This is a genomic window from Plantactinospora sp. KLBMP9567 (genome assembly GCF_033446045.1).
GTDB lineage: Bacteria > Actinomycetota > Actinomycetes > Mycobacteriales > Micromonosporaceae > Plantactinospora.
In genome coordinates, this window is the sequence record NZ_JAWQRR010000030.1 from 80,840 (window position 1) to 107,658 (window position 26,819).

19 protein-coding genes and 1 pseudogene are annotated in these 26,819 nt (G+C 71.0%); 10 read left to right on the forward strand and 10 right to left on the reverse strand.

Annotated elements, in window-relative coordinates; genetic code table 11:
• Positions 1-35 precede the first annotated feature (35 nt).
• Both bioD and R6Y94_RS23640 read right to left on the reverse strand, forming a co-directional pair.
• On the reverse strand, positions 36-770 hold the full coding sequence (bioD, locus tag R6Y94_RS23635) for a dethiobiotin synthase (RefSeq protein ID WP_318398088.1): 735 nt from the start codon (positions 768-770) through the stop codon (positions 36-38).
• A 16-nt stretch (positions 771-786) separates the two neighbouring features.
• The gene (locus R6Y94_RS23640; RefSeq protein WP_318398113.1) at positions 787-1,923 is read right to left on the reverse strand and encodes an 8-amino-7-oxononanoate synthase; all 1,137 of its coding nucleotides are present in this window, start codon (positions 1,921-1,923) and stop codon (positions 787-789) included.
• A gap of 283 nt (positions 1,924-2,206) precedes the next feature.
• Here R6Y94_RS23640 and bioB point away from each other — a divergent pair, with 283 nt between their 5' ends.
• A complete protein-coding gene (gene bioB / locus R6Y94_RS23645) occupies positions 2,207-3,202 on the forward strand; it encodes a biotin synthase BioB (RefSeq protein ID WP_318398089.1) in 996 nt (331 codons plus the stop codon).
• A 2-nt stretch (positions 3,203-3,204) separates the two neighbouring features.
• Positions 3,205-3,405 carry a hypothetical protein gene (locus R6Y94_RS23650; protein ID WP_318398090.1) on the forward strand — a complete coding sequence of 67 codons (201 nt, stop codon included), beginning with the start codon at positions 3,205-3,207 and terminating at the stop codon, positions 3,403-3,405.
• A gap of 99 nt (positions 3,406-3,504) precedes the next feature.
• Here the strand turns inward: R6Y94_RS23650 and R6Y94_RS23655 are convergent, their stop codons facing one another.
• Positions 3,505-4,404 carry a LysR family transcriptional regulator gene (locus tag R6Y94_RS23655; protein WP_318398091.1) on the reverse strand — a complete coding sequence of 300 codons (900 nt, stop codon included), beginning with the start codon at positions 4,402-4,404 and terminating at the stop codon, positions 3,505-3,507.
• Positions 4,405-4,510: 106 nt separating this feature from the next.
• Between R6Y94_RS23655 and R6Y94_RS23660 the strand changes: the two genes are divergently transcribed.
• Complete coding sequence (locus tag R6Y94_RS23660; protein ID WP_318398092.1) at positions 4,511-5,050, forward strand: cysteine dioxygenase family protein; 540 nt, start codon at positions 4,511-4,513, stop codon at positions 5,048-5,050.
• Positions 5,051-5,171: 121 nt separating this feature from the next.
• Positions 5,172-5,609 carry a VOC family protein gene (locus R6Y94_RS23665; protein WP_318398093.1) on the forward strand — a complete coding sequence of 146 codons (438 nt, stop codon included), beginning with the start codon at positions 5,172-5,174 and terminating at the stop codon, positions 5,607-5,609.
• Between the two features lie 344 nt (positions 5,610-5,953).
• Here R6Y94_RS23665 and R6Y94_RS23670 read toward each other — a convergent pair whose 3' ends face one another.
• The 3 genes from R6Y94_RS23670 to R6Y94_RS45270 all read right to left on the reverse strand — a co-directional run bounded on the left by R6Y94_RS23670 (position 5,954) and on the right by R6Y94_RS45270 (position 9,183).
• A complete protein-coding gene (locus tag R6Y94_RS23670) occupies positions 5,954-6,130 on the reverse strand; it encodes a hypothetical protein (RefSeq protein WP_318398094.1) in 177 nt (58 codons plus the stop codon).
• Between the two features lie 267 nt (positions 6,131-6,397).
• On the reverse strand, positions 6,398-8,854 hold the full coding sequence (locus tag R6Y94_RS23675; RefSeq protein WP_318398095.1) for a M14 family zinc carboxypeptidase: 2,457 nt from the start codon (positions 8,852-8,854) through the stop codon (positions 6,398-6,400).
• A 116-nt stretch (positions 8,855-8,970) separates the two neighbouring features.
• Entirely contained in the window at positions 8,971-9,183 is a 213-nt protein-coding gene (locus tag R6Y94_RS45270) for a putative leader peptide (protein WP_412102855.1), read from the reverse strand.
• Positions 9,184-9,359: 176 nt separating this feature from the next.
• On the opposite strand from R6Y94_RS45270, the gene R6Y94_RS23680 reads away from it, so the two are divergent.
• From R6Y94_RS23680 to fxsT, 3 genes are all read left to right on the forward strand, one after another.
• A complete protein-coding gene (locus R6Y94_RS23680) occupies positions 9,360-11,402 on the forward strand; it encodes a glycoside hydrolase family 3 protein (RefSeq protein WP_318398096.1) in 2,043 nt (680 codons plus the stop codon).
• 400 nt (positions 11,403-11,802) lie between these two features.
• Positions 11,803-12,588 carry an effector-associated domain 2-containing protein gene (locus R6Y94_RS23685; protein WP_412102856.1) on the forward strand — a complete coding sequence of 262 codons (786 nt, stop codon included), beginning with the start codon at positions 11,803-11,805 and terminating at the stop codon, positions 12,586-12,588.
• Between the two features lie 63 nt (positions 12,589-12,651).
• Entirely contained in the window at positions 12,652-15,831 is a 3,180-nt protein-coding gene (gene fxsT, locus R6Y94_RS23690; protein ID WP_318398098.1) for an FxSxx-COOH system tetratricopeptide repeat protein, read from the forward strand.
• Here fxsT and R6Y94_RS23695 read toward each other — a convergent pair.
• Positions 15,824-16,957 (reverse strand): aKG-HExxH-type peptide beta-hydroxylase, encoded by a 1,134-nt coding sequence (locus tag R6Y94_RS23695; RefSeq protein ID WP_318398099.1) that lies wholly within the window; start codon positions 16,955-16,957, stop codon positions 15,824-15,826. The genes fxsT and R6Y94_RS23695 overlap by 8 nt on opposite strands.
• Positions 16,958-17,402: 445 nt before the next feature.
• Here R6Y94_RS23695 and R6Y94_RS23700 point away from each other — a divergent pair, with 445 nt between their 5' ends.
• On the forward strand, positions 17,403-18,080 hold the full coding sequence (locus tag R6Y94_RS23700; protein WP_318398100.1) for an SMI1/KNR4 family protein: 678 nt from the start codon (positions 17,403-17,405) through the stop codon (positions 18,078-18,080).
• 81 nt (positions 18,081-18,161) lie between these two features.
• Here R6Y94_RS23700 and R6Y94_RS23705 read toward each other — a convergent pair whose 3' ends face one another.
• Positions 18,162-20,657 carry a glycoside hydrolase family 9 protein gene (locus R6Y94_RS23705; protein ID WP_318398114.1) on the reverse strand — a complete coding sequence of 832 codons (2,496 nt, stop codon included), beginning with the start codon at positions 20,655-20,657 and terminating at the stop codon, positions 18,162-18,164.
• 841 nt (positions 20,658-21,498) lie between these two features.
• Between R6Y94_RS23705 and R6Y94_RS23710 the strand changes: the two genes are divergently transcribed.
• The gene (locus R6Y94_RS23710; protein WP_318398101.1) at positions 21,499-23,076 is read left to right on the forward strand and encodes an aldehyde dehydrogenase family protein; all 1,578 of its coding nucleotides are present in this window, start codon (positions 21,499-21,501) and stop codon (positions 23,074-23,076) included.
• A 187-nt stretch (positions 23,077-23,263) separates the two neighbouring features.
• Here R6Y94_RS23710 and R6Y94_RS23715 read toward each other — a convergent pair whose 3' ends face one another.
• Together R6Y94_RS23715 and R6Y94_RS23720 are read right to left on the reverse strand one after the other, a co-directional pair.
• A complete protein-coding gene (locus R6Y94_RS23715) occupies positions 23,264-24,346 on the reverse strand; it encodes a GNAT family N-acetyltransferase (RefSeq protein ID WP_318398102.1) in 1,083 nt (360 codons plus the stop codon).
• 320 nt (positions 24,347-24,666) lie between these two features.
• A pseudogene (locus R6Y94_RS23720) lies at positions 24,667-25,383 on the reverse strand (amino acid-binding protein); the annotation flags it as partial.
• A gap of 257 nt (positions 25,384-25,640) precedes the next feature.
• Between R6Y94_RS23720 and R6Y94_RS23725 the strand changes: the two are divergent.
• Positions 25,641-26,750 carry a phosphotransferase family protein gene (locus R6Y94_RS23725; protein WP_318398103.1) on the forward strand — a complete coding sequence of 370 codons (1,110 nt, stop codon included), beginning with the start codon at positions 25,641-25,643 and terminating at the stop codon, positions 26,748-26,750.
• The last annotated feature ends 69 nt before the right edge of the window (positions 26,751-26,819 follow it).

Sequence of the window (26,819 nt, forward strand, 5' to 3'; positions counted from 1 at the left end):
ATCGCCGGATCAGCGGCGGGGCACTATTGGCCCGGTCAGCTGACCTCTTCGGCCCAGGCCCGCCAGTCGTCGAGTACGCCGTACAGGGCCGGGGTGAGCCAGCCCGGCGCGGAGCGGCGGAACACCCCCGGCTCGAGCGTGCCGGCCCCGTCCGGCAGCGCGCCGACCATGCTCGGGACCAGTTCCCGCAGGTTGGCCCAGTGCACCAGCTCGGGCTCGGCCGGCCAGGCGCCGAGCACCACGCCGCAGGGCACCGCCCGCCGGTCCAGCGCCTCCAGGGTGAGCGCGGTGTGGTTCAGCGTGCCGAGCCCGGCCCGGGTGACCACCACCGCCGGGGCGCCGATCGACACCGCCAGATCGGCGAGCGTCCACGCCTCACCGGACGGGCGCAACCCCATCGGGACCAGCAGTCCGCCCGCCCCCTCGACCAGCACCAGGTCGTGCTTGTCCGCGTCGGCCCTGATCTCGTCCGCCACGGCGTACAGCTCCAGCGGCTCGGCCTGGGCGACCCGGGCCGCCGCGAGCGGTGCCAGCGGGTCGGGATAGCTGACCAGGGTGCGCGCGGTCATCGGCGCGGCCAGCCGGTTCACCGTGTCGACGTCCGGTTCCGCCCCGGTCGCCGTACCGGTCTGGCCGGGCTTGATGACCGCGACCCGCAGGCCGGCGGCCTGGGCCGCGGCGGTAATGGCCGCGGTGACCACCGTCTTGCCCACGTCGGTGTCGGTGCCGGTGACCAGGATCGGCCCCCGCCACGCCACGCCGCTCACCATCCACCTCCGGTCGCGGTCACGGGGCACACTCCACGATCACCTCGATGGCACGGTCGAAGTCGGCACGGTCGATGCCGACGTTGATGGTCAGCCGCAGCCGGGAACGGGTGTCCGGGGTCGACGGCGGCCGGAAGCAGCCGACCGCGACGCCCCGGTCCCGGCAGTCGGCCGCCCAGGCCACCGCGGTCTCCGGACCGGGCGCGGTCACCGAGACCACCGCGGCGGCCGGTGCGGAAACCTCCAGCCCGGCCGCACCGAGCCGGCGGGTCACCGTGCCGGCTCGGTCGGCCACCTCGGTCCGGAGCGCGTCGCCGGCCCGGGCCAGCCCGGCCGCGGCGAGCACCCCGGCGACCACCGCCGGCGGCGGCGCGGTGTCGTAGATGAAGGTGCGACCGGTGTCGATCAGGTGCCGGACCAGCTCGGCCGGCCCGGCCACCACCCCGCCGGCTCCGCCGAGCGACTTGGAGAGGGTCGCCGTCACCACCACGTCGGGCTCGCCGGCCAGTCCGGCGCCGGGAACCGCGCCCGCCCCGGCCGGACCGAGTACGCCGAGCGCGTGCGCGTCGTCGACCAGCAGCAGCGCGCCGTACCGGCGGGCCACCGTGTGCAGCTCGGCGAGGGGCGCGAGGTCGCCGTCGACCGAGAAGACCGACTCGGTGACCACCACCGCCGGCCGGCCCGGTGCTCCGGCCAGGGCCGCCTCGACGGCGCCGAGGTCCAGGTGCGGGGTGACCCGGGTCTCCGCACCGGAGAGCCGGCAGCCGTCGATCAGCGAGGCGTGGTTGTGCGCGTCGGAGACCAACAGGGTGCGGGGCTGGACCAGGGCGCGGACCGCGCCGAGGTTGGCGAGGTAGCCGGAGGAGTAGACCAGGGCCCGGCCGGCGCCGAGCCAGTCGGCGAGGTAGGACTCGAGCGTCTGGTGTGCCTCGGTGGAGCCGCGTACCAGTCGGGAGCCGGTGGCGCCCAGGCCGTACCCGGTGAGCGCCTCCGCCGCGGCGGCGACCACCGCCGGATGCCGGGACAGTCCGAGGTAGTCGTTGCCGGCGAGGTCGACCACGTCCTCGGCGGCGCTCCTCGGCCGCAGCCGCCGGGTGAGCCCGGCCTTGGCGCGCAGCCGCGCCCGCCGGTCCAGAGTCTCCAGCCAGCTCGGCACCGCCACCCCCACACTGGTCCGCGTCCGCCCCCGGGCGCTGTCGGAAACCCGATCGCCGCATGGTGCGCGGCTCCGGCCCGCCCGGGGCGGCTCGCACCGGGCCCGGGCCCGGGCTCGGCGGGCCGCGGCGCCGGCCGGCGCGACGGCCCCGACCGGCGAAAATACCATCCGTCGCGGTCTGCGGCGTCCCGCCGGGCCGGCCGATCCACCACCGGCGGGGCGTCCGGGCAGGTCGGCCGGGTGGGACCACATCGACGGACGGCCCGCTTGTAGGGTACGACCCATGCCAGAAATCCTCGACCGGGCGCGTACCCAGGTGCTCGACGGCGGTGTCGGCCTCGACGAGGCAGGCGTGCTCGCCGTGCTGCGGCTGCCCGACGAGCACCTCTCGGCTGCGCTCCAGCTCGCGCACGAGGTACGGATGCGCTGGTGCGGCCCGGAGGTCGAGGTCGAGGGGATCGTCTCGCTGAAGACCGGCGGCTGCCCGGAGGACTGCCACTTCTGCTCGCAGTCCGGGCTGTTCGCCTCGCCGGTCCGGTCGGTCTGGCTGGACATCCCGTCCCTGGTCGAGGCGGCGAAGCAGACCGCCGCCACCGGGGCCACCGAGTTCTGCATCGTCGCCGCCGTCCGTGGCCCGGACGAGCGGCTGATGAAGCAGATGCGCGACGGCGTCGCCGCGATCCGGGCCGAGGTGGACATCCAGGTCGCCGCCTCGCTCGGGATGCTGACCCAGGCCCAGGTCGACGAACTCGTCGAAATGGGTGTGCACCGCTACAACCACAACCTGGAGACCTGCCGCTCTTTCTTCCCCAACGTGGTGAGCACGCACTCCTGGGAAGAGCGCTGGGAGACGCTGCGGATGGTACGGACCTCCGGCATGGAGGTCTGTTGCGGCGGCATCCTGGGGCTGGGCGAGACCGTCGAGCAGCGTGCCGAGTTCGCGGCGCAACTCGCCGAGCTGGACCCGCACGAGGTGCCGCTGAACTTCCTCAATCCCCGCCCGGGCACCCCGCTGGGCGATCAGCCGGTGGTGGCGCCGCGCGACGCGCTGCGGGCCATCGCCGCGTTCCGGCTGGCGATGCCGCGGACCATCCTCCGGTACGCGGGTGGTCGCGAGATCACCCTCGGCGACCTCGGCACCCGGGACGGCCTGCTCGGCGGGATCAACGCGGTGATCGTCGGCAACTACCTGACCACACTGGGCCGCCCGGCCGGCGAGGACCTGGCGCTGCTGGACGAGTTGAAGATGCCGGTCAAGGCGCTGTCGGCGACGCTGTGACGATGTCGACGGATACGGCCAACTGGTGCGACCGGTGCGGCGAGGCCGCCGCCACCGGCGACCATGACGCCTGTCGGGCCGCCCGCGCGCTGGAGCCGCCGCGCTACTGCGCCTCCTGCCGGCGCCGGATGAAGGTCCAGGTGCTGCCGTCGGGCTGGTCGGCGGTCTGCGTCGAGCACGGTACCCACACCGCCAGCCGCTGACGCACCCCGGGACCGTTTCGGTCTGGATGCTCGGTTGGCGGATGTCGGGACGTGGTTGGCGGATTCGGCGGATCTTCCGTCCTTCTTTGATGATCGTTGTTAGGCCCCCTCGTCGGGTGGTGTTGGCTCGCCGGGGCGGGTCTGCTGGACGGCGTGGCGCAGCGCGGTGCTGAAGGCTGTGGTGGCGGGGGGATCCGGTGGGTCGCCGTAGGTGGCGAGGTAGACGCGTCGGCGGAAGTCGGGCAGCGGGGTGGCTTCGATTCCGGGCGCCCGGTGGGTGCGTAAGGCCAGGCCGGGCATGGTGGTTACGCCCATGCCGGCGGCGACGAGGGCCTGTTCGACGATCACGTCGTCGCTGGTGTAGACGACGTGCGGGGTGAAGCCGGCCCGCTCGCATGCGTCGACGAACTCGCGGCGGCAGTTTTCGCAGCCGGCGATCCAGGCCGAGTCGCGGTGGTCCCGCAGTGTCTGGCCGGGTTCGAGGCTGAGCAGGTACATCGGGTCGTCGAACAGGTGCGTGGCGCGGATGTCGTCCGGTGTGGTGTCGTCGTAGCGGAAGATGACGGCGGCGTCGACCTGCCCGTCGCGCAGCAGGTTCAGTGCCACCTGGGGGTGGGCGTCGGCCAGGCGCAGTTCGAGGCCGGGGTGGTCACGCCGCAGGGTGGCGGCGGCGTGCGGTACCAGGGCGGCGAGTGCTGATTGGAAGCCGGCGACCCGGACCCGGCCGGTTCGCAGGCCCACCATCGCGGACAGTTCCGCGGCAGCCGTGTCGACCCGTCCGACGATCTCCACGGCGCGGCGGGCCAGGTGCTCACCCTCCGGCGTGAGTCGGATGCCTCGCCCGATTCGCTGGACGAGTTGGGCGCCGGTCTCGGCTTCCAGCCGGGCCAGATGGTGGCTGACCGCTGGCTGGGAGTACTTCAGGTGCTTGGCGGCCTTGGTGACCGAGCCGTGTGCGGCGACAGCCGCGAGGATGCGTAGCCGCACGATGTCCAGCATTCATCCATGGTAGTTATGGGTAACCGCAGAAGTTGGCATTGGACGAATGAGTCTTGCTTGGTAGACGCTGACCGGGACGACCCCGCTGGCGAACGAGGAGGACGACATGGCGGGCACGGCTCTCCAGCACGTGATCACACCCCCGGCCGGCTTCATCGCCGGCCCCACCGACGCTCTCATCGCCGCGGTACGCCAAGTGATCGACATGCGGGCCGACTGGGCACGGACCGCGGAACTGGTCGCCGATCAGCTCCGCGCGTATCTGCCCGGCCCCGACATCCTGACTCCCGAGCAGCAGCACGGCGACCCCGACCGACCGGCCGGTCACGTTCTGCACGCCGAGCTGGACGGTACGTTCTCCATCCTCGGCCTGGTCTGGCGACCTGGTCAGAGCACCAGGATTCACGACCACATCACCTGGTGCGTCGTGGGTGTCCTGCAGGGCGTCGAGCACGAAGACCTCTATGACGACGAACTCAACCTCATCGGCACCCGGGAGAACCACGTGGGCGAAGTCAGCGGCTTCGCCCCGCCGGGTGACATCCACCGGATTCGCAACACCGGCACCCGCACCGCCATCAGCCTGCACATCTACGGCACCGACATCACCCGGACCGGGTCCAGCGCCCGCCGCTACTACAACTAACCCGACCCGCCAGCAGGTCCTGGAACTCAGCACCCTTGCGGTGTCGAGAATGTGGCGCTGGCTGCGTCCCCGGAAACACCAGCGGCCATGACGTGCCGTGTGACGAACAAGGAGAACCACCATGATCAAGCGGATGGACAACGTCCTCATCGTTGTCGACGACCTTGCGGCGGCAATTGCGTTCTTCGTCGAACTCGGTATGGAGCTGGAGGGCGAGACAACAGTCGAGGGTGAATCGGTGGACCAGCTCGTCGGGCTGGACGGCGTCCGAGCGGACATCGCCGTCGTGCGGACCCCGGACGGCCACGGCCGGGTCGAGCTGACGAAGTTCCACAGGCCGAAGGCGATCAGCGCCGAGCCGAAGGACGCACCGGCGAACACGCTGGGCATACGGCGCATCATGTTCGCCGTCGACGACATCGAGGATGTCATTGCCCGCCTGCGCACCCACGGCGCCGAACTCGTCGGCGAGCTGGTCCAGTACGAGGACAGCTACCGGCTCTGTAACGTCCGTGGCCCGGAGGGCATCATCGTCGCCCTGGCCGAGCAGCTCAGCTGACGATCCGTCCGGACAACAAGCGACAGGAGGCACGACCGTGCAACCGAGCGAGATCACCGAGGTGCTGAACCGGCCGATCAGCCAGGAACTGTTGGCCCGCGACGTAGCGCCGTCGAGGAACTCATCCGGCAGCGCGACGAGCGTCAACGCGCCTGAAAGCCCGCCCGGCGGCCCGCGTTGGGTGAATCGCCCACACCTCAACCCCACCGCGGTACGCGGACAAGGCCCACTCCTGCCGGCCGCTACGCGGTTCCGCGTAGCGTCTTCGGCGACGTGAGTATCCGGTCTCAATAATCTCGTTCCGGCCGCAGGCGCTGCCGCTGACCCCTCGTCCCGGGTCCGGACTACTGACCCGCCGGGCGCGGGGCGCTCGGCGAGTAGCAGCAGGTCGGTGACGACGAACCCGGGCAGCGTACCCGGATGCACCGGCGCAGTCCCTGCCCGGTCCGGACGTGGTCGATCCGGGCCGTCCAGGTGAACTGCCGGTCGTCGGCGTAGAGCCGGCGCAGTCTGGACCTCACGGAGGCCGTGCATCCTTCCCGAGTTTGTGCCATCGCGGCGCGGCTACCGCCCCGGTGGTGCCCCGGTCCGCTTCACTTGCCGAGAGTACGGCGGCAAAGGCCCCGGGACGGGTCCGCGCCGGCGCCGCTCGGGACCGGCGGGTCTGCGAAGCTGCGGGGCAGACCCGCCGGTGCCGAGCGGGCCCGGCCCGTTCCGGTCACCGGACGCACCCGGGGTCCGGGTGTCTGACACCCGGGCCCCGGTCTCACCCGGTCATCGGGATCGGGTCAGCGCTGTGCCGCCCAGAGCAGGGCCCGGCCCAACTGCGAGTGCAGGCCCTTGGGGTGCAGCCGGAACGTCGGGTCCGTGCCGAACAGCACCACGCCGTTGCCGCCCGGGCTGACCGTACGCACGATGCTGGCCTGCCCGGCCGCCGCGGCCTGACCGGTGGTGCCGGCCTCGTTCGCCGCCCACCAGCCGGCGAGCAGCGGGTCGGCGGCGTACGACTGCTCGACCGTGACCCCGGCGCCGAGGTCGGTGAACCAGACCGGCCCGTTGATGAACGCGTGCGGGATGGCACCGGCGGTCACCGGGCCGCCCCGGTTGACGATGTTCGCCACCCCGCTGGCCAGGCTGGCGCCGGCGGTGGCGGTGACGCTGAGCAGTCCGGCGGCGTTGCCGAAGCCCGCCCCGGCGGTGCCGAGCCCGACCACCCCGCCGCCCCGGGCCAGGAACGCGTCCAGCGCGGCGCGGTTCTCCGGGGTCAGGTTCGCCAGGTTGACGTTGCTCGCCACCAGCAGGACGTCGAGGTCGGCGGTGAGGGTGGTGGCCAGGGTGGTCGCGGTGACCGTGCGGGCCTCGAAGCCGGTGTCGAGCAGGGTGTCCCGGTCCTCGACCGTGCCCAGGTAGCCGACGACCACCTCGTCCAGCAGGGTACCGCGCCAGCGGGCCGGGGCACGGGTGAAGGTCACGTCGTGCTCGCGGGCCTCCGTCCAGGCCAGCCAGCGGTTGACCGGGGTACCGGGGACGACCACCGAGCCGTCGGCCAGCCGGTAGACCTTGACGCCCTTGTCCAGCAGGGAGTTGACCGCGAGCAGGTCTGCGCCGTCCTGGATGTCCAGCCGCAGGTCGACGTTGCCGGCGGGCAGGTCACCCTCGGCCGTGCCGTCGTAGGTCCGCTCCAGGCGTACGTCGGGGAGGCGGTTCCACAGTGTGTCGACGGTGGCACCCCAGGTCAGCCCCTGGCTCCAGGCGGCCGGGCCGGCGTAGAGGTCGTCCACCCGCCCGGTCAGGTCGATGCCGGGTTCGAGCAGGGAGTTGACCAGGCCGCGCTTGGGCTGGTGCAGGTCGATGACGTACGAGCCGGCCCGGTAGGACTTCCCGTCCGCCCGGAAGTCCTTCTTCGCCTTCCAGACCCGACCACCGCTGCCGATGAGTAGGTCTACCAGGCGGGCCGCGGCGGCCTCGGAGTGCTGGCCGGGGCCGGTCGGGATCACGTACGCCCGGGGGAAGGTGGTGTGGTAGTCGTCCTCCGGGCCCCAGCCCGGCACGTAGCCGTCCGGGATGTCGCGCAACGGTTCACCGGCCCAGCCACGCCGGTAGACCTCGGCCTGGTCGAAGATCACCTGGTTGCGGTGCTCCTGGATGTACCGCAACGAGGTCTTGATCGCCACCTCGTGCACCTCGGTGTTGATGCCGGAGCGGCGCACCTTCTCCTCCGGCGTGAGGTTGCCGCGCGGGTTCAGCGGCGCCTCGATGGTGTACGGGATGCTGCTCTGCAACATCGCGAACGACGGTACGTAGATCGGCGGGAAGTCGTCCCAGACACCCGGCTCGTCGTCCCGGAACGGGATCCGGGCCCGCTGGGTCTCCGGATAGCCGAGGGCACGCAGCCCCTCCTCGATCGCCAGCGCGTTCGGCAGCCCGTGCTTGATGTAGAGGTCGTACTCGTTGTTGACGTTGTGCGGCGGGGTGCTCGGGTGCAGCAGCGTCGGGTTGACGTAGCCGTGCAGGTCGAGCGTGATGATCGGCTTGGTGTCGACGATCAGCTCGCGGATCAGGTTGGTCTCCGGCTGCGACACGATGGTCAGGTCGCGGTTGAGGTCGTAGCCGGCCGCGTTCTGCCGGGTGCCGGCGACCCGGCCGTCCGGGTTCGAGGTGATGTTGAAGACCAGCCGGTTCCGCTTGAGTAGCGTGACGACCGCCGGGTCGGTGCTGGTGGCGTACTCCTCGATGACCCGCAGCGCGGCGTCGGTACCCTCCCACTCGTTGCCGTGGATGTTGGCGTTGACGAAGAGCGGGGTCTTGTAGTCGCGGAGCAGCCGGCGGTCGGTGCGGGCCCGGACCGGCTCCTCCTCGATCAGGCGCTTCCACTGCTCCTGCTGGCGTGCCTCGGCGCGGCTCTCCGGCGCGGTGACCGTGACCGCGTAGAGGTCGTGGCCGCCGGAGGACTTTCCGGCCACCCGGGCGGAGACCCGGTCGCTGGCCTTCTGCAACGCGTTCAGGTTGGGCGCGATCTCGTGGTACGGCGTGACGCCGATCGGGATCGACGCGTCGTTCGGGTTGTCCGGCCAGACCGGCAGCACGTTCTGCCGGGGGTAGCCCTTGATGTCGTGCAGGTCGGCGGGACGCGGCGGTACGGCCGGCAGCGCGGACGCGGTCGCCGGGCCGGCCCAGACCAGCGTGCCGAGCAGCGTGGCGGCGACCGCCGCGGCGGCGGGCCCGGGATGGGGACGTCTGAGCATGAAGCAGAGTTCTCCTGTCGGGATAGGACATTGCCGCGCGGGCGGACGTCACGCAGGGCCGGAGACCTACGGGTCGGAAACGCCGCCGGCAGGGCGGAGCGGACTGGAGCCCGGCGTCAGAGGGACGGTCGACAGGCGGCGCTGGCGACGCGCAGGAGGTCGATGTGACCCCGCTTGGTCAGAAAGGCGCTTCGCACAAAGTAGATCTTGATAGGGCGCCGACGCGCTGTCAACCGTCGATCCACTCCCTGCGCCGAACACCTCCGTACGCCGGATCCGGCTCGCACCCCCGGATGTGCCGCTCGATCCCACCGACGTGCCGTCGGCACCGCCGGCGGCCGGTCTTCCCCGGATCGGAGACTGCGAATGCCTACGAAGGTGGACGAAACCTTATGGATAGAGCGCTCTCAGGAAGGAACCTTTACCGTCCGATATTGACGCCGTCTTATGGTCACCGGGAGGATCGGGCCTGGCGCGCACCCCGACTTCGTTCTGGAGGCACGACATGCGTCCACACTCGCGATCCCGAACACCACTGATAACCCTGCTCACCGGCCTGCTCGTCGTCTCGCTGCCGCCCACCGGCGGGGCGGCGGCGGCGCCCGCCGGGTCCACCGACCCCGCCTCCGTCGCCGGCTCGGCCGACGACATCAGGGGTTACGCCGCAGGCGGCCACGGCGGCAAGCCCGACTACCGCAATCCGCGGCTGCCGATCGACCGGCGGGTCAACGACCTGCTCGGCCGGATGACCCTGGCGGAGAAGGTCGGCCAGATGGCCCAGGCCGAGCGGCTGGCGGTGGACGCCGACCCGACGCTGGTCGCCCAGTGGGGCCTCGGTTCGCTGCTCTCCGGCGGCGGCTCCATCCCCACCCCGAACACCCCGGAAGCCTGGGTGTCGATGATCAACAACTTCCAGCGGCAGGCGCTGAGCACCCGGCTGGGCATCCCGATCATCTACGGCGTCGACGCCGTGCACGGGCACGCCAACGTCTACGGCGCCACCGTCTTCCCGCACAACATCGGCCTCGGCGCGACCCGCAATCCGCAGCTCGTCCGGCAGATCGGCAAGGCCACCGGCGAGGAGGTCAAGGCCACCGGCGTCCCGTGGAACTTCGCCCCCTGCCTCTGCGTCTCCCGTGACGAGCGCTGGGGCCGGGCCTACGAGGCGTTCAGCGAGGAACCGGGGCTGGTCGGCGAGATGAGCAGCTACGTCGACGGGCTGCGCGACGCCGGGGTGCTGGCCACCATCAAGCACTACGCCGGGGACGGCGACACCGAGTACGACCAGGCCGCCGCCGACGCCAACGAGAGCCTGCCGTCCGGCTCCCAGCGGTACGTCATCGACCAGGGCGTCACCGTCACCACCCGGGCCGACTTCGCCCGGACCAACCTCGCGCCGTTCTGGACGGCACTGCGCCGGCACGACGTGGACAGCGTGATGCCGTCGTTCTCCAGTGTGGACTGGATCGAGGACGGCGTCGGCAACCCGGTCAAGATGCACGCGCACAAGGAACTGCTCACCGACGTGCTCAAGGGGGCGCAGCGGTTCAGGGGCTTCGTCATCTCGGACTGGGAGGGCATCCACCAGATCCCCGACCCGGACGAGCCGACGGTGGCCGGGCTGACCGCGTACAAGGTGCGGACCTCGGTCAACGCCGGGATCGACATGTTCATGGTGCCGAACAACGCCAAACAGTTCATCGACCTGCTCCTCGCCGAGGTGCGGGCCGGCCGGGTCAGCCAGGCCCGGATCGACGACGCGGTGCGCCGGATCCTGCGGGCCAAGTTCGAGATCGGCCTATTCGAGCGCCCGTACGCCTCCGCCGACGACGTCGACGAGGTCGGCAGCCGCGAGCACCGGGCGCTGGCCCGGCGGGCGGTCGCCGAGTCGCAGGTGCTGTTGAAGAACAGCGACCGGGCACTGCCGCTGCGCAGGGACGCCAAGATCTACGTCGCCGGCCGGAACGCCGACGACATCGGCAACCAGGCCGGCGGCTGGACCATCACCTGGCAGGGCGCCTCCGGCGACGTCATCCCGGGTACCACCATCCTGGAGGGCATCCGCGAGGTGGCGCCGCGCGCCCAGGTCACCTACAGCGCGGACGGCTCCGCCCCGACCGCCGGCTCGGACGTCGCTGTCGTGGTGGTCGGCGAGACGCCGTACACCGAGGGCTTCGGCGACGTCGGCGGGCCGGAGTGCGGCTGGTGCACGACGCCGCAGCAGGAGGAGAAGTCGCTCTCCCTCCAGCCCGGCGACAAGGCGGTCGTCGACAAGGTCTGCGGCGCGATCGACACCTGCGTGGTGCTCGTCGTCTCGGGCCGGCCGCAGGTGCTCACCGACCAGCTCGGTCAGATGGATGCGCTGGTCGCCTCCTGGCTGCCCGGCAGCGAGGGCGCCGGGGTGGCCGACGTCCTCTTCGGCCGGCGCCCGTTCACCGGCAGGCTCTCGGTGAGCTGGCCGCGCAGCGAGGCGCAGGTGCCGATCAACGTCGGCGACCGGAACTACCGCCCGCTCTTCCCGTACGGGTACGGGCTGCGGACGCGCTGAGCACCTGCCAATGGGGTGGGGGGGGGGGGTTGGCCGGCGCCACCACCCCGGCGTTAATGATGGCACGCCCAACCCCCCGCGTCGCCCCGCGCCGGGGGGGGTGTGGGGGGGGTGGCGCCCGCCCCACCACCCTGGTTCTCATGCTCGACCCGACCAGCAAGTCCTTGATCTGATAGCCCCTGGTCGCGGCTCTGCGAATACTTTCCCGCTGTGAGAGACGTGGCCCGGTCCGCAGCCCGGTAGGTGGCGTGTGACTGACTCCACGCTCTTCCGGGGAAGGGTAAGGATCTGGGGCGGAGCCCGGGCCGGGACAGTCGGTTCGGGGGTACTCGTCGCGGCCGACCTCGTCGTCACGGACTTTCACGTCGCAAACCCCGACGGAGTTCCCCGGTCCACGATCATGGTGGACATACCCGATGCCGCCGAACTGGGCCTCGTCCCCGGCACGGTAATCCAGGCACGGCCGATCATCGGTAGCCAGGTAGATGACATCGCGTTGGTGAGATTGTGGAATTCGGTGAACGCCCAGGTGGCCCGACTGGCGGGGACGAACACCGCGCGCCGGGTACGGATCTTCGGCTTTCCACCCGGCTCCAGGGATGGCCTGTGGATCAGCGCCGATTTGGAAGCGCAGCCTGATCCCCGAACCGGCTGGCGAAGACTCCGATCTTCCCCCCGGGAGGTGGGGACGGACCATGGATTCGTGGGAGCGCCCGCCTACGACCCTCCGACGGGTGCCGTCCTCGGCATCACCACCACCCGGATAGATTCGGCCGGGCGGACGGCAACCTGGGTGGTACCAACCACGGGGTGGACCGGACGGCTGGCTCGTACGACCGCCGGTGCCGTGATCCGAACGAACGAATCACCCCGGTCGCTCACCCTCGCCCAGAAGCGTTCTCTGGTCGACAGCCTGATCGAGATCCCGGTAATGGCCGACCCGCAAGGTCGTCGTCTGGTCGTGGACATGCTCCCGGCAAACCTTCGTCGAGCCGTCCCGGTGCACCCGGTCGCCAGCCTTGACGTGTTTGGGCTCGTCGATACATTATTAAGGTTTCCCCATGGATTCCGGGAGCTCTACGCGGTGATCGCGATCCTCGCCCACCCAACTACCGTCAATGTCGCCCGGTTTCGCGATTTGATGGTCAACTACGGACTGGATGTCGAGGAGGGCGCCGATGACTAGTCATGCGTTGACCCGCTCTCCTTCCCGACGCGCAGGTGGGACGATCCGGTGAGCTCGGCTTCCATGTCCACCCGGCGCGTCAACGCCCTGGTAACGCTGCTGTTGCAGATACCGGGGTTGAAGGACCCGAACACACGTCCGCTCTACCGGCAGGAACTCGAGGCCGCCCTCCAAACCGAGCTTGCTATCCGGGACACCAACAGCCCACGAATGGATCTCCATTCACTGGTCCGGCGATGCGAGGCGGAACCATACGGGCTTCAGACACTCTTCGATGTCGTAGAGATCCTGAACGAGGGCACGACGGCAACGCAGGATCTCAAGCGGCTCCTGCAGGAATGGGCGCACGAGGACGAGTTGATCGAGATCCTACAGGGCACCCCTACCGAGGAGATCCAGTACGCGATCAAGGCCGTGACGGGTACCACCGTCAATAACCAGCGAATTCACGCCCTAGTGCAGGAGATTGGCTGGCAGGTCAACGAAACCTGGGCGGCGCCGGCTATTCTGGCAGTCGTCGAAGTCTTATTTCACAATCGGGACGACCGCTCAGGCATAGACCAATGGCTAGATCGAGCCGCACCTCATCTAGGATGGGGGAAGACAGATCTGAGCAGGCTACGCGGGGCGGCCGGCGAAATCCTGAAGATACCGCAGCCGGAACCACCAGATTCCCAAGTCGACACCAGCCATGACAGTCCGGAGCCGAAGATGAAGATAATCATCAAAGAGGAGACGACCAAGGAAGTCTCCTCGACGAGGATACGCGGAGGCATACCGGCACGCAGCCCTTACTTCACCGGCCGCGACACGATATTGCGAAAGTTGGAGCAGACCCTCCACGACAAGCAACAGGCAGCGGTCCTCCCGGAGGCGATCCTCGTGGGCCAGGGCGGTGTGGGCAAGACACAGATCGCGGTGGAGTTCGCCTACCAGCACGCCGAGCGCTACGAGTTGATCTGGTGGATGCCGGCGGAGGACCTGGGCAGCGTCCGCGCCTCACTGGCACACCTCGCCACGAGGCTGGAGCTGCCGAGCACCGGTAGCCTCGACCAGACGATCCGGTCCGTGCTCGACGTGCTCGCCAGCACCACCACCCTGCGCTGGCTGCTGGTCTACGACAACGCCGACGACCCCGAGCAACTCGAGTCGCTGGTCCCCAGCTCGGGCGGGCACGTCCTGGTCACCTCCCGAAACCCCGACTGGGCAGCGACCGGCCCGATCTGCGAGGTCGATGTCTTCACTCGGGACGAGAGCATGGCGATGCTGCGCAAGCGCCAGCCGGAACTGTCCGAGGCCGACGCCTCGCGACTGGCCGACGTACTCGGCGACCTTCCGCTCGCTCTCGAACAGGCCGTGATCTCGTTGATCACGGGACTGACATCGGTCGACGAATATCTGGACCAGTTCCGCAGGCGGGCACAGTCGCTACTTCGTGAGGGCAAGCCGCGCCAGTACCCCCACACCGTGCTCACCCTCGTCGCACTGGCAGTCGCCCGCCTGCGGGAAGAAGCACCCGTAGCGGCGCAGCTCGTCGAACTCGTGGCGTTCCTGAGTCCCGAGCCGATTTCGGTCACCGTCCTGTGGCAGGGGCGAGGGGCAGATCTCACCGAGCCGTTGCGCGGCGCCCTGCAAGAGCACAACCACATCGCCCGCGCCGTGCGTGACCTGGCCCGGTCCGGACTGGTGAACGTGGACAACGCCAACCGGCGGCTGAGCATGCATCGCCTGTTCCAACAGGTGCTTCGTGAAGAGTTGGTCGACGAGCGACGCGAACAGGGGCTACTCAACGCCCGCCGGCTCGTCGCGGCCGCCAACCCGGGAGATCCGGACGACCTCGCCACCTGGCAACGACATGCGGAGCTGAGGACCCATGTCCGGGCGGCCGGCCTCGTCGACGGCGGTCTGCACGAGCGCCGCACCGTCGTGGACCAGCTCAGGTACGTCTACAACACCGGCGACTTCGAGCAGTGTCGCGACCTCGCGGAGACGATCATCGCGGTGTGGGAGCGGCCGGTGGCGGCGGGTGGACACGGTCCTGACGACCCACTGACCCTGCTGGCCGTCCGACGGTACGCCGACGCGCTACGGATGCTCACCGATCCGCGCGCGGCCAAGTTCGCCAGGAGGGCTTACGACGGCATGCTGCAGACGCTCGGCGAGGAGCACGAGTACACCCTGGGTGCCATGAACAGCGTGGGCGCGGACCTGCGCATCGCCGGTAACTTCGCCGAGGCGCGCCAGCTCGACGAGCGGAACCTGGAGATACACCGACGCGTGTTCACCGACGGCGACCCCAGCACTCTGCGGGCGCTGAACTCGGTCGCGGTGAACCGGCGGTGGGCCGGTGACTTCGCGGGCGCGTACGAGATCGACACCGAGGCTGAACGGCTCTCGAGAGCGGCACTCGGCGAGTCCGACGCCGCCAGGTTCCTCGCGGTCGAAGGGCAGGCACGGGACCTGATGGGTCTCGGCCGGTACACCGAGGCGCTCAACCTCCAGCAGGAGGTTCTTTCACAACAGGAACGGCTGCTGGGCAAGGACCATGCGCTCGTGCTCCGGGCGACCAACCTGATCGCAGGCACTCTGCGCAGGAGCGGCAAGATCCGTGCCGCGTTGCGGGTCGCCCACGACAACTACCGTGATCACACGATCCGTTTCCTTGAGAAACACGGCCAGACCGTGATGTCGACGGCGACCTACGCGAACTGTCTGCGTGCCGCCGGTGATCCCACCCTGGCGTTGAAATACATGACAACGGCGTTGACGGGTTATCGCGACCTCTACGGCGAGGAACATCCGATGACCCTGGCCACCGCACTGAACCTGGGGATCATCCAGCGGACCCTCGGCTATGACCGGGAGGCACTCCGGCTGGACGAGCGGACCTATTCGGCGCTGCGGCGGGTACTCGGGGAGCATCACCCCTTCACCCTCGCCGCGATGGTCAACTACAGCAACGACCTCTCCCGTACGCATCAGCTCGACCAGGCCCGGGCCATCTCCTCTGCCGCGTGGGAGCACTCGATCCGGGTACGGGGGCCGAGGCACCCGTACACGCTCTACGCGGCCGTCAACGCGGCGCTGGATCTGATCCAGACAGAGGAAGAGGAACGCGGTGAGAGCCTCCGCGCCGAGGCCATCGACGGACTGCGACAGGCATACATCCCCGAGCACCCGGACATCCAGGCGGCGCAGCACTACCGCCGGCTGGAATGCGAACTGGAGCCGCCGCCTATCTGAGCCGGTCAAGCCGCCTCGCGCGCCAACGCGTCTCCAGATCCGCGAGCCGGGCGGAAACGTCTCGTTCGGCCGAGGCATCGACTACGACACCGCCAAGCCGTCGTACTCTGGCCGACACCTGGTCGACGAACCGCCGGCCGGCCGGGGTCAGTCCGGGTGAGTTCTCGATTCCGGTCAGCGCATGCCGCACCTGTGCCCTCGTCGCCGCAAACTCCGGCATCGCTCGCCCCCGGAACTCGGGTAGGTCACCGAGGTCCGCCCAGAACTCGGCTACGGCGACAAAGGCGTAGATGCCCTGTAGTAAACCACTGAGCGGCCTCGGGTCCGGTCGCCATGGCGCGAAGTAGGTCGCGCTGTGGTCAGTGTGTGACAACGGCACGAGAGCGCCGAGCGCACAAAGCTTGCTGTGCTGTATCTCATGGACCATGGTGACCGCGAGTTGCACCGGATCTCGTGGCAGGGTTGTGCCGAATCCACCGAAGGCGTCCTCGTTGGTGGCACTGCATCCGGGCGCTGCGGCCCCGACATCGCTCGACACCCTCCGTGCCGTCCCGAGCGGCACCAACGCGGTCAGGCCAGCGGCCACTTCCGCCGCTCTCGCCGGCGAGCAGACGACCAGAAGGCGCCAGGCGGCAGAGAAGAGCCGGTCGAGTTCATGAAACTCGGGTTCGGTCAATCGGCTCCGCACCGGATGTCCATGACAATCACGGTACGGATCGAGGTCTTCCACCGCGATTTCCATCCGTTGCCCCCCGCACTCGGCCCGGACGGCTCGCACGGGATACCAGTCCGGTCCACAGAGGTCGGGTGCGCCGAACCTGCCTGGTCCGTCCCTCCGCAACATGCCCAGCGTGGGAACCATCACGGCACCACGAGTCGGGGTGAGCAGCACGCGCCGGTCCGGCAATCCGACCCGAACGGCGGCCGCCAGCGCAACCGCGCTCATCGCCTCGCAGTGGAGTGCGGATGTCGGTTGGCGGGCGAATCGCGCGAGCCGCACGGCGACCCAGGGGTTTCCGAGAATGGCCTCGACGGCTGCGGCGTCCACGCTCTGCGCCTCGTCGAGCAACTCGGCGACGGAACGCAGCACCGGCACCGAGTCGACAAGATACTTCAGAAGGAGCATGGAGCGGCTGAGCCGAGATCGTCTCAAGGAACCGATTAACTCGGGTACTGCCCGCCTACTCCCTAGCGCGTCGAACTCGGCCGGGATGATTCGGTGGAAGGGCCAATGTCGAGATGACTGTTCCATCCCAGGGTAACCTCTGCCGGTGTCGTCAACAGTGCCACAAGTGCGCGAACGGACTCCTCAAGGAGTGGATCGTGTCGACTCACCAGCTCGGACAGCCTCGCTGAGGCAACATCCGGCAAGTCGTTGTGTCGCAGTCTCGGAGCCCCGGGTTCTTCCATACGAAAGCCTCCAACCTGGACCGGTCGGCCAACTTGAGCATACGGCCCGGATCCACGTTGCCCAATATCTTCGGTGACCGACGTAAATCAATTGATGAGCAACTTCCACCGGCTGGTGTCCGGATCCGGATCCGTCGGACCGCCCCGATAGGGTCCGGCCCGTGACGAACATCGACTGGTCCGGGGTACGCGACCGGGTGGCCGCGCTCTCCACTACGCCCGATGCGAAGGTCTTCGGCGCCAACGGCCACGGGTGGCTGCTCGATCCACCGCTCCGCCCGGCCGAGCTGGCGGAGTTGGAGGAGCAGCTCGGCGTGCGGCTGCCGGAGGACTACCGCGGCTTCCTGCTGGAGGTGAGCCGGGGCGGGGCGGGGCCGTTCTACGGCCTCTTCCCGCTGCGCCGGGTGGACGGTCGCTGGCGCTGGGAGGGTGACGGCGCCGACCTCACCGAAATCGGGACTCTCGGCGAGCCGTTTCCGCACACCGGCCCGTTCAACCCGGCGGCCGAGCTGCCGGAGCCGCCGGACGAGGAGGACTTCGGCACGGTCGAGGAGTTCAACTCGGCCGAGGACGCCTACTGGGAGCTGCACGACCGGGTGGCGTACGACCCGTTGCACACCGTCGGCGCCGTCTACCTGTGCCACCTCGGCTGCGCGTACCGGCACCTGCTGGTGGTCAGCGGCCCGGAGCGCGGTGCGATGTGGGCCGACGACACCGCAGACGACGGCGGCTTCACTCCGCTGGCCGGTCCGCACGGCGAGCGGATCGGCTTCGCCCGGTGGTATCTCGACTGGCTCGACGAGGCGACCGCCAAGGCCCGGGAACCGCTGCACGGATAGCCCCGATCCACCGGACCGGGGCCGTCGGGCAGCCTGCTGGTTACCGCCCGACGGCCCCGGCGGGACCGGCCAAGGGACGGATCAGCCGGTCGCGCAGGCCGCGCCGTTGAGCGTGAATGGCGTCGGCCGGGGGTTGCTGCCGGTGGATGTGCCGTTGAATCCGAAGCTGGTCGAGGCGCCCGGGGGGAGCGCGCCGTTGTAGCCGAGGTTGGTGGCGGTGACCGCCGTGCCGGACTGGGTCACGGTCGCCGACCAGGCCTGGGTGATCCGCTGTCCGGGGGTGAGGGCGAACTCCAGCGTCCAGCCGTGCACGGCATCCGTCCCGGTGTTGGTGATCGTGATCGTGCCGCTGAACCCGGTACTCCACTCGTTGCCGGTCCAGCCGATCCGGCAGCCGCCGGCCGGATCGCTCGGGGTGGTCACCGAGACCGGCGCGGACGCCGTCGAGCGGTTGCCCGCGGCGTCCCTGGCCACCACGTAGAACTGGTACGCCGTCCCGGCCGCCAGCCCGGTCACCGCGAACGTCGGCGTGGCCGCCGAGCCGAGCAGGACGTCGCTCGCGCCGTTCTCCCGGTACACGTCGTAGCCGGTGACCCCGACGTCGTCGGTGGCGGCGGTCCAGCTCAGGGTGGCTGCGCCAGCGGTCACGGCGGCGGCGGTGGGGGTGCCCGGCGCGCTCGGCGCGGTGCTGTCCGGAGCCGACGGCGCCGGTTCGGAGCCCCAGATCAGCGCGCCGGCCTCGTAGAGCGCCAGCTTCGGGTTCGGCCCGGCGGCGGCCTGGTACGACGGGTCGTTGCTCGGATCCCAGGTGCCGCCCTCGGGTACGCCGATCTTGAACTGCACCTCCATCCGGTGCGCCGACTGTCCGGCCGGGGCGATGGTGTAGCCGGAGCAGTCGACCTCGACGTACCAGATGTCGCCGGAGAGTTGCCGGGCGGCCGTCGGTGCCGGGCAGCCCTGGGTGTAGCCGCTGGTCACCTGGATCGCGCTGCTCCCCTCGGGCCGGAAGTAGTACCGGAACGAGGAGTCGGTCAGCGCCCGGGCCGGGAAGGCGGACTTGTTGTAGACGATCGCCTTGATCCCGGTGGCCCTCGGCTCGGCCTGCATCACCGTGGTCTCCACGGTGATCTCGTCGATGTCCGGCGTCTCGGCCGGCGGGAAGTTCGCCAGCGGCGTGCCGCCGTACTCGGAGATCAGCCGCGCCAGCGCGGAGGTGAGCCCGGCGTTGTAGTCGGTGGCGACCTCGTTCATCACGTAGTCCGACCGGCTGTCGGTGTACGCGTCGTTGGGCGAGGACGGCCCGCCGACCAGCGCGCCGTAGAGGGTGTGCCGGGTCGCCTCCGGCACCTGCATGCTGTCCCACCAGGAGCCGTGCGCGGTGCGGTGGTGCGGGTTGCGCGGTGGGTTGGCACCGAAGCCGATCATGTAACTGGAGTTGCGCGGGTTGTCGCCGAGGGCGTAGTTGATCTGCCGGACCGCGAAGTCGTGGTAGCGGGTCTTCCTGGTCGCGTCGGTGGTCCGGTCGCTGTAGACCAGTGCCGCGAACGCGGTGTTGGCGGCGTACCGCAGCGCGCCCCAGGTGTCCAGCACCGCCATCCCGCCCGGAGAGGTACGCACCTTCTCCCCGTTCACCCCGACGGTCCAGTAGTCGAGCCAGCGGTTGGCGTCGTCGACGTACTTCTGCTTCCCGGTCAGGTTGGCCAGCAGCACGTACGCGCCGAACTGCTTGTTGTCCCAGGCCACCGTCCACTTGTAGAGCCGGGTGCTCTGCTGTGGCTCGGTGCCGAGCCGGTCGTACTCGGTCTCCGCCTTGGTCAGGTAGCTGGCGTCCCCGGTGGCCCGGTGGAGCCAGATCGCGCCCCAGACCAGTTCGTCCTGGTAGCCGCTCCAGGACCGGTAGAAGTTCGTCACGTCGGTGATGCACTCGTGGTAGGCCCGGCGCACGCTGTCGGCGAAGCTGTAGAGCTGGCGGGCGTGCGCGACCAGCCGGTCCGCGTAGGCCGGATCGGTGGGCCGGAACACCATCGAGGAGGCGGCCATCGCCGCCGCCGTCTCGCCGGCCAGGTCCGAGCCGCCGCAGCTCGCGTCGATCTTGTACGCCGGCCGCGCCATCGGCAGCACCTCGGCCGGTCCCCACCACTTGTGGTCGTCGTCGCCCTTGCCGACCTGTCCATAGAGGACGTTGGCCTCGGGGTGTGCCCTGATGAAGTAGTCGTTGACGAAGCGCAGGTTGTTGAGCAGGTGCGGGAGCTGGCCGGAGGACTGGTAGCCGCTGCGGTACTCGACGGCGCCCCAGGCCAGCATGGTGGCGCTGAACGCCATCGGGAAGCCGAACTTGACGTGGTCACCGGCGTCGTACCAGCCGCCGGTGAGGTCCAGCCGGACGTCGGAGCCGTCGGTCAGCGCCGAGTCGCCGCGCCAGGAGACCCGGTTCCAGTCGGGCAGCGCGCCGGACTGCTGCGCCTCGTAGAAGTAGAGCGACTTCTGGAGCGCTTCGGCGTAGTTGAAGGCCGGCGCGGCGGCGACCGGGGCCGGCGCCGATCCGGCCCCGGCCGGCGCGTCGGCCGTCGGCGGCAGTGCGGCGGCGGCCGGGGCGACCCCGGTCAGTACCGCCGCCGCGGCGGCCAGTGCGGTGGCGCCGGCGGCCCCCGCGCGGAGGTACCAGCGGCCCGGCCGCTGGCCGCGGTCGGGCCGCTGCCGGCCGTCTGGTCGCTGCCGACCGTCGAGGCGTTGCCGGGCGCCTGGCTTGGGCCGGGGACCAGGCCGGGGACGTTGCCCGTTCGGCCGGGCCGGGGCAATGCGGTCGCGCACTAGAATTGCTCCTGTCCGTGGAGCCGCGCGCGGCGACGCGTAGCGGAGGACACGAGGGGCGGATGTGGGCGCATCCGCCCCTCTCCCTGCGCGGTGCACGACGCGGGTGCTGGGGCCTGGGAAAACCGTGCTGCGGTGGTGCCGGGCGAGGGTTTGGATCTCGGTCCATCGGAGCCCGGGAGCGCTCCCATGGATAGCAGACAATGTAACCGCGCCATTGCCGGTTTGTGAAGGACCCAAACCGGCGACACCTCTCCGCCGTCGGACAGCGGAGCATCGCCGGGATGTCCAGAGGAAAGCCCTTTCCTCTTCGTTGACGATCCTCACACCATCCAACGACCTCGATGAGAGGACACTGTTTTCCCAGCTCAGCTGGCTGAGCAACGACTCAGCTAGCCGGAAGCCCGGGCCAACCGGCGGTACTCCCGTCCTGGGATACGGGCGTACGGTTGCCGCGCCGCGCGCCCCGGGAGACAGTACGGCCAGATCAGGGAGACAAAAACCCAGATCAGCGGTGCCATCGACGCCGCCGCACGCTGATCGTTCCCGGCTCGGCGAGCCCTGCACACCGACGACTCAGCCGGCCGACGACCCTGAGGAGACCGCGATGGCACTGCGCCTTGCCGACGGCACCGCCTGGCCGGAGACCCTGGCCCGGGCGGTGCGGACAACCCCCGAAGCGTTCGACCTCGACGCCGGCCCACCCGACGGCACCGTCACGCTGCGCAACCTGATCGAGGGCACCTGGCAGTCGGTCGGTACGCCCAGCCCGGTGCGTACCCCGGTGGACAACACCGTACTGGCCAACCTGTCCCGGCTGGCCGCGGAGTCGGCCCGGGCCGCCGTCGCGTTCGCCTCGGCCGAGCACCGCGGCTGGGCCGAGGTCCCGCTGACCGACCGCAAGGCCCGGGTGGTCGAGGCGCTCGACGAGCTGACCGTGCACCGGGACCTGCTGGCCCTGCTGCTGGTCTGGGAGATCGGCAAGCCGTGGCGGCTGGCCTGCGCGGACGTGGACCGGGCCCTCGACGGCGTGCGGTGGTACGTCGAGGAGATCGACCGGATGCTGGCCGACGGCCGGGAACCGCTGGCCGGCCCGGTCAGCAACATCGCGAGCTGGAACTACCCGATGAGCGTGCTGGTGCACGCCGAGCTGGTGCAGTTGCTCGCCGGCAACGCGGTGATCGCCAAGACGCCGTCCCAGGGCGGGGCGGTCTGCCTCACCGTGGCGCACGCGCTGATGCGCCGGGCCGGGCTGCCCGCCACCCTGCTCAGCGGGGGCGGTGCGGAGCTCTCCGAGGTGCTGGTCCGGGCGCCCGAGATCGGCGCGGTGGCCTTCGTCGGCGGCCGGTCCAACGGCGGCAAGGTCGCCGCCGCGCTGCTCGACACCGACAAGCGGCACATGATCGAGCAGGAGGGGTTGAACACCTGGGGCATCTGGGAGTTCTCGGATTGGGAGAATCTCGCCACGCACCTGAAGAAGGGCTTCGAGTACGGCAAGCAGCGCTGCACGGCGTACCCGCGCTTCGTGGTGCAGCGGGAGCTGGTCGACCAGTTCCTCGACATGTACCTGCCGGTGGTCCGCTCGGTCCGGTTCGGCCACCCGCTGGCCGTGGACGAAGACTGGGCCGAGGGCGACCCGCTGCCGGAACTCGACTTCGGGCCGCTGATCAGCGCCGCCAAGGCCGACGAGCTGCACCGCAAGGTGGACGAGGCGGTCCGGGGCGGTGCGGTCCCGCTCTACCGGGGCAGGCTGGCCGGGGCGCCGTTCCTGGCCGGCCAGGACACCTCGGCGTACGTGGCCCCGTCGGTGCTGCTGGCCCCGCCCGGCCGGTCCCGGCTGATGCACGCGGAGCCGTTCGGCCCGGTCGACACCATCGTGGTGGTGGACACCCCCGACGAGCTGCTGGCCGCGATGAACGCCAGCAACGGCGCCTTGGTGGCCAGCCTCGCCTGCGACGACGAGGAGAAGGCGGCGAAGCTCGCGGTCGACCTCCAGGCGTTCAAGGTGGGCATCAACAAGCCCCGGTCCCGGGGTGACCGGGACGAGCCGTTCGGCGGCCGGGGCGCCTCCTGGAAGGGCGCCTTCGTCGGCGGCGACCTGCTGGTGCAGGCGGTCACCGTCAGCTCCTCGGCCCCGCGCCTGTACGGCAACTTCCCGGACTACAACAGCTACCCGGCCACCTGACAGGCCACCCACGGACAGCCCGGCCACCTGGCAGCCCAGTCACGCGAGGGCCCGGGTATCCAGCTACGCGCGGAAGGGGCCCCTCCGGCCGTCCTACCGGAGGGACCCCTTCCATCTCGCCCCAGTCAGGCGGTTCCGCCGGCCCGGCCCCGAACCAGGACCGGACCGCCGGGTCTGCGCCGCGCCGCTACACCTCGGCGGCGGCGGGAGTCTCGGCGGCGGAGGCGGCTCCGGCCCGCCGCTCGTGCAGCGGCACCGTGACGGTCAGCAGCTCGCCGTCCCGGTCGACCGTGCCCGGCCGGTAGAGCCGGTCCAGGATGCGCAGCATCGCCACGTTGTCGGCCGGGGTGTGCGCCAGCAGCGCGGCGTAGCCGGCCCGGGCGCCGTACCCGACCAGGCGGCGCAACAGTGCAGCACCGAGGCCGCGGCGCTGCCAGCCGTCCTCGACCAGCAGGGCGAGTTCGGCGAGCACCCCCTCGGGCGCCAGGTTCGCCATCGCCACCACCCGCTCGGGCTGGCCGTCCCCGCCACCGGCCAACGCCAGCAGCGTTAGCCCGTGTGCTGGGGAAAGCAGCCGGTGCAGCCGCTCCGGCGGCGCCGCGCCCCGCCCCGGATAGCGCCGGAGCAGGCTCCGCGCCGTGCAGCGGTGCTGCATCGACAGCACCGCCGGCAGGTCGTCGGGGACGGCGGGACGTACGGTGAGCTCGGCGCCGTCCGGCAGCACCAGCGTCACCCGGTCGGCGGCCTGCCGGGCCACCGCGCCGGCCAGGTCCACCAGCGCCTGGGCGCGGGCGTACTCGGCCGGGGTGAAGCTCGGGGCCGTCCGGAGCACCTCGAACGAGCCGCCGTACGGGTCGGGCAGCCGCATCGTCCCGGCGCCGTGCCCCGGGCCCGCCGGATCGGAGACCACCGGCCGCCAGGTGACCGAGTCGGCGTTGAGCAGGCTGCGCAGCGACTCGCCGAGCCCGTCCGGATCGCGTACCAGTCGGCTGGCCAGCCCGAGCGCCCGGGTCGGCTGGTCGGCCAGACCCTGCGCCTCGCTGCGGGCCACCCAGCAGTTCCGTCCGCGCCCGCGCTCCACCGCCGCCACCAGGTCGTCCGCGGTCAACTCGGCCGGCGCGTCCACCAGGAAGTCGTCGACCGCCCCCGCCTCGGTGGTGTGCACCTGGACGGTGAGGATGTTCACCCCGCGCAGCGCCAGGCTCGCGGTGAGTACGGAGAGGAAACCCGGCCGGTCGGCCACCGTCGCCCTGATCCGCCACAGTGTCATCGCAAACTCCTTCCCGGTGCCAGCCTGCCCGCCTGCTGTTACCCGCCGGTTGCTCAGCCGTGACGGGTCATGATTGCCGGCAGTCGGCCGCTCGCCGGGGCGAACGCGGTCGGACCTACCGGCGCCACGGCGGAGCCGGAGGCCAGCGCCGCGGTCATCTCCGGTCCACCGGCCGGACCGGGCTTCGCCGGCGCCACCGGCCCGGCCAGCGTCTGCGGGCCGGGAAGGGCGCGCGGCGCCGTCGCCACGGCCGGTACCGCCACCGGCGGCATCGCCAGCGCGGGAGCCGATCCGTCCACCGCCGGCGGCTGGGCCGGCTCGGTCGCCGCCGGTGGCGCGCTGACCAGGTCGAGCCGGTCGCCGAGGATCGTCGCGGCGGCCCGCACCAGTTGGGCGATCCGGTCGACCTCGGTGACGTGGAAACCGGCCGCCGCCAGCCCCTCGCCGTCCACCCGGGCCAGCATCAGCACCAGCCCCGCCCGGCCGAACGGGGCGACCGCGTAGTGGGTGCCCGCCGGCCCGTTCACCGAGCGTGCCCGCAACGGGGTCACCTCGGGCAACTGGAGCGGGCTCGGCGCCCGCCAGCTCGCGTACGCCACCGCGGGCGTGCCGCTGCCCCGGACCGTCCCCGCACCCATCCCGGTCCGCGCCGCCCAGTCCGCCGGCACCACCGCTGCGGCGGCCCAGTCGGCGGCCAGCAGGCCGGGTACCGCGTCGACCAGGGTGGCCAGCCCGTCGGCCGGGTTCGCGGCGATCTGGGCGAGCAGCTCGGCGTCCTGACCGCCGCCGTTCGGCGCGCCGATCGCCCGCCACATGCCGTTGACCCGTACCCCCGGGATCGCGCCGAGCCCGGCACAGAGCCGGTCGACCCGGGCGGCACCGGGCCAGACCACCGTGAAGTCGTCGACGGCCCGGCCGCCCAGCCGCTCCAAGACCACCACCTGGACGATGTCGGCACCGGCGACGCCCAGCGTACGGGCGACCTGACCGAGCGTTCCGGGTCGATCCGGCAGGGTCACCCGAACCCTCAGCAACATGTCCGTCCCCTCCGTCGGCGGACCGGCGCGCGTTCCGCCGGCGAACTGTCAACCAGGCTGCCCGATGACCATTTCGCCCCTGTTGCAGCGGCATGTCCCGGCAGCAACAACCCGTGTTCGCCCCGAAGACGTACGGTGCCGTTCCCGGCGGGCCGGCCCGGCGAGACCTTGGGTCCTTTCCCGCAGCGGAGCGGAGCGGATGTTGCGCCCGGCGGCCCGGGCTTGACTCCGACGGCCAGATGCCATCAACTGTCCGGATGACCGATCCGCCGGCCACCGCCGTCCGGCCGGAGCCACCCGCCGGGGCGCCGTCCGGGCTCGACCTCGACCGGCTGGCCGGGCATCTCGCCGCGCACCGCCCCGACCTGCTGACCGGTCCGCTCCGGGCGGAACTCATCGCCGGCGGCCGGTCCAACCTCACCTACCTGGTCCGCTCCGGCGACCAGGAGTTCGTGCTCCGCCGGCCGCCGCTCGGGCACGTGCTGGCCACCGCGCACGACATGGCCCGGGAGTTCCGGGTGATCTCGGCGCTCGCCCCGACCGGGGTACCGGTGCCGGCCGCCCTGCTGCACTGCGCCGACGAGACGGTGCTCGGTGCGCCGTTCTACCTGATGGCACGGGTCCCCGGGGTGGTCTACCGGAGCCGGAGCCAGACCGACCCGCTGACGCCGGCCCAGCGCCGGGCGCTCGCACTGGTCATGATGGACGTGCTGGCGACGCTGCACACCGTCGACCCGGCCGCCGTCGGACTGGCCGACTTCGGCCGGCCGGACGGCTTCCTGGCCCGGCAGGTACGCCGCTGGGGCGGGCAGCTCGACCGGTCCCGCAGCCGGCCGCTGCCCGGCATCGACGAGCTGCGCCGACGGCTGGCCGCGACCGCACCGGACGGCTGGAACGCCGGGCGGATCGTGCACGGCGACTACCGCCTGGACAACCTGGTCGCCGAGTGCGGGCCCGCTCCGGACGACTCGTCGGAGAGTCCCGCGGTGACGATCCGGGCGGTACTCGACTGGGAGATGGCCACCCTCGGCGACCCGCTCGCCGACCTCGGCCTGCTGCTGACCTACTGGGAGGTGCTCGGCGACTCCGACGCGGCCGACGGCAACCCGGTCGCCGACGGGCTCGGCCCGCGCGCCGGTTTCCCCTCCGGGGCCGAGCTGATCGACCGGTACGCGGCCCGCAGCGACGTCGACGTCGGCCCGCTGGACTGGCACGTCGCGCTGGGCTGCTTCAAGCTCGCCGTGATCTGCGAGGGCATCCACTACCGGCACACCCTGGGACAGACCGTCGGCGAGGGGTTCGACCGGATCGGCGCCCTGGTCCACCCGCTGGTCGCGTACGGCCTGGCCGCGTTCCGCCGGAACTGACCCGGCCCGCTGCCGAGAGTCGCGGCCGGGCGGGGGAACCGCCGGGGCCATCCGGGACCACCCCACCGC